General features: G+C 61.7%; 5 protein-coding genes and 1 pseudogene. All 6 read left to right on the top strand.

The genetic code is table 11. The features are described 5' to 3' along the window. A partial coding sequence (locus EN939_RS26055; RefSeq protein WP_206517217.1) for a 2-oxo acid dehydrogenase subunit E2 occupies positions 1-188 on the top strand: 188 nt, incomplete at its 5' end. Between the two features lie 13 nt (positions 189-201). Then, complete coding sequence (locus tag EN939_RS26050; RefSeq protein ID WP_127270644.1) at positions 202-618, top strand: hypothetical protein; 417 nt, start codon at positions 202-204, stop codon at positions 616-618. Next, positions 615-1250, top strand: coding sequence for an SGNH/GDSL hydrolase family protein (locus EN939_RS26045; RefSeq protein WP_127270643.1), 636 nt, complete (start codon positions 615-617; stop codon positions 1248-1250). Before EN939_RS26050 ends, EN939_RS26045 begins: the two co-directional genes overlap by 4 nt. 12 nt (positions 1251-1262) lie before the next feature. Continuing rightward, on the top strand, positions 1263-2708 hold the full coding sequence (gene lpdA / locus EN939_RS26040; protein ID WP_127270641.1) for a dihydrolipoyl dehydrogenase: 1446 nt from the start codon (positions 1263-1265) through the stop codon (positions 2706-2708). Between the two features lie 89 nt (positions 2709-2797). Beyond that, positions 2798-3055: a GlsB/YeaQ/YmgE family stress response membrane protein gene (locus EN939_RS26035; RefSeq protein ID WP_023812036.1), complete on the top strand. Its 258-nt coding sequence runs from the start codon at positions 2798-2800 to the stop codon at positions 3053-3055. Between the two features lie 137 nt (positions 3056-3192). After that, positions 3193-3417 (top strand): annotated as a pseudogene (locus EN939_RS26030) (lipoyl synthase); the annotation flags it as partial.

Genomic DNA, 3417 nt, shown 5'->3' with positions numbered 1-3417 from the left:
ATGCGACCATCCTGGCGGTCGGCGCCGGCGAGGAGCGGGCGGTGGTCAAGAACGGCGAGATCAAGATCGCCACCGTGATGTCGGTGACGCTGTCGACCGACCACCGCGCCGTCGACGGCGCGCTGGGGGCTGAACTGCTGGTCGCCTTCAAGCGGCTGATCGAGAACCCGATGGGCATGCTGGTCTAGGACGGAGAGGGCGGTGCGGATCTTCTTCACCTCCCTCATGGCGTTTTTCCTGTCAGGATTGGCAGGCGGCCTGGTTGCTCAACAGCTGGCGGTCGCAACCCATGCTCAGGAAGAATACATTCTGGTGTTCATGACGTCGGTGCTTGTCACCATTGCTACGACGATCATGTTTTTCATCGCGCAGCTTTTTGCGAACGCACCGACGATCATCAACTGGCTGGGCCTCTGCGCAATTGTCCTGTTCGTGCTGATCGGGCTCGGCCTGATCGGTTGGACGTTCTCTCAGCCGGTCGATAAGCGCCAGTGGGGAGGTGACCTGCCGATCGTCGCCGGCCTGGTTTTGCCGAACCTGGCCACTGTGCTGGTTCACTGGCTGTTCGTGCGCTGGCGGTTGAGGCGCGGCTCGATTAACGCACAGGTGGGCGCATGAAGACGGTTCTTTGCTACGGCGACTCGCTGACCTGGGGCTACAATGCCGAAGGTGGCCGCCATGCGCTGGAAGACCGCTGGCCGAGCGTGCTGCAGGCAGCGTTAGGCGCCGGCGTGCAAGTGATTGCCGATGGCCTCAACGGCCGCACCACGGCCTTCGACGACCATCTGGCCGGCGCGGATCGCAACGGCGCCAGGCTGCTGCCAACGGTGCTGACGACCCATGCGCCGATCGACCTGATTGTCATCATGCTCGGCGCCAACGACATGAAGCCATGGATCCACGGGAATCCCGTCGCGGCCAAGCAGGGCATCCAGCGGCTGATCGATATCGTGCGCGGTCACGACTATCCCTTCGACTGGCCCGCGCCGCAGATCCTGATCGTTTCGCCGCCTGTCGTCAGCCGTACTGAAAATGCCGACTTCAAGGAAATGTTCGCCGGTGGCGATGACGCCTCGAAGTTTTTGGCACCGCAATATGCAGCGCTCGCCGACGAGGCCGGCTGCGGCTTCTTCGACGCCGGCAGCGTGGCGCAAACCACACCGCTTGATGGCGTCCACCTCGACGCCGAAAACACGCGAAACATCGGCAAGGCGCTGGCACCCGTCGTGCGCGTCATGCTGGAATTGTGAAGGAGAAAACCCGTGGCTGAGAACTACGACGTCATCATCATCGGCTCCGGCCCTGGCGGCTATGTCACCGCGGTGCGTTCCGCGCAACTCGGCTTCAAGACGGCGATCGTCGAGCGCGAGCATCTCGGCGGCATTTGCCTCAACTGGGGCTGCATCCCGACCAAGGCGCTGCTGCGCTCGGCCGAGATCATGCACTATTCGGATCACCTGAAGGATTACGGGCTGAAGCTCGACGGCAAAGTCAGCGCCGACACAGCGGCCGTGGTCGACCGCTCGCGAAAGGTCTCGCTGCGGCTCAATGGCGGCGTTGCCTTCCTGATGAAGAAGAACAAGGTCGATGTCATCTGGGGCGAGGCCAAGCTTTCGAAGCCGGGTGAGATCGCCGTGTCCAATACGGCCAAGAAGCCGATGGAGCCGCAGCCGCCGGTGCCGAAAGGCGTCAAGGGCGAGGGCACCTACACCGCCAAGCACATCATCCTGGCGACCGGCGCGCGGCCACGCGCGCTGCCCGGCATCGAGCCTGACGGCAGACTGATCTGGACCTATTTCGAGGCCATGGTGCCGAAGGAGATGCCGAAGTCGCTGCTGGTCATGGGATCGGGCGCCATCGGCATCGAATTCGCCTCCTTCTACCGCACCATGGGCGCCGAAGTAACGGTGGTCGAACTGCTGCCGGCAGTGATGCCCGTCGAGGATGCCGAAGTCTCGAAATTCGCGCAAAAGCAGTTCGAGAAGCAAGGCATGAAGATCATCCTCGAAGCCAAGGTGACCAAGGTCGAGAAGGGTGCGAACTCGGTCACCGCGCATGTCGAGATGAAGGACGGCAAGGTCGAGAAGATCACCGCCGATCGCATGATCTCGGCCGTCGGCGTCCAGGGCAACATCGAGGGCCTCGGGCTTGAGGCGCTAGGCGTGAAGACCGAGCGCGGCTGCATCGTCATCGACGGCTACGGCAAGACCAATGTGCCGGGCATCTACGCCATCGGCGATGTCGCCGGCCCGCCGATGCTCGCCCACAAGGCAGAACATGAGGGGGTCGTGTGCATCGAGAAGATCGCTGATTTTCCTGGCGTGCATGCCACCGACAAGCTGAAGATTCCGGGCTGCACCTACTGCAATCCGCAGGTCGCCTCGGTTGGCCTGACGGAAGCCAAGGCCAAGGCCGAGGGCAAGGACATCCGGGTCGGGCGCTTCCAGTTCGCCGCCAATGGCAAGGCCATTGCGCTCGGCGAGGATCAGGGTTTCATCAAGACCATCTTCGACAAGAAGACCGGTCAATTGCTCGGCGCCCACATGGTGGGTGCCGAAGTGACCGAACTGATCCAGGGCTTTGTCGTGGCAATGAACCTGGAGACGACCGAGGAAGAGCTGATGCACACCATCTTCCCGCACCCGACGCTGTCGGAGATGATGAAGGAAAGCGTGCTCGACGCCTATGGCCGCGCGCTCAACGCCTGATAGATTGAAAGCGCTGCTACAGATGGAACCCGGCGGCAAGGTACTTCGTTTGCGGATGCGTTTTCACGCATCACACAAGGAGAAGGCATATGCACCTGAATGGCGTCGGCTGGATAGCAGCCATCATCATCGGCGGCCTGGCAGGCTGGTTCGCCGAAATGTTCATGAAGAGCAACACCGGCATCTTCATGAACATCGTTATGGGCATCGTCGGCGCGGTCGTGCTGAACGCCATTCTGCAGGCTCTCAATTTTGGCCCGTTCGGCGTCGGCTGGATTGCCTATCTGATCACCGGCTTTATCGGTGCCTGCCTGCTGATCTGGGCGGGGCGTCTGGTGCGCCGATAGCATCACTGAAAAGCTGCCATGCGAAAAAGGCTGTTGCGGCATGCGCCGCGGCGGCCTTTTTCTTTGCGTTGAAAAGTCCTAGATGACGTTATGACAGCGAACGCCTGACTGGCGTCGCGAATGAACCAGGTTTCCCGATGGTCACTGTCCTCGATACGATCGCCAACGCCCCGCGCTTGCGGCATCCGGAAAAGGCGCACAAGCCTGATCAGGATGTGCTGCGCAAGCCCGACTGGATCCGCGTCAAGGCGCCGATGTCGAAGGGCTATGCCGAAACGCGCGAAATCGTCAAATCGCACAAGCTGGTGACGGTCTGCGAAGAGGCCGGCTGCCCCAACATCGGCGAATGCTGGGAAAAGAAG

Source organism: Mesorhizobium sp. M7A.F.Ca.CA.002.05.1.1 (genome assembly GCF_003998335.1).
GTDB lineage: Bacteria > Pseudomonadota > Alphaproteobacteria > Rhizobiales > Rhizobiaceae > Mesorhizobium.
This window is presented reverse-complemented; position numbering and strand designations above follow the sequence as displayed.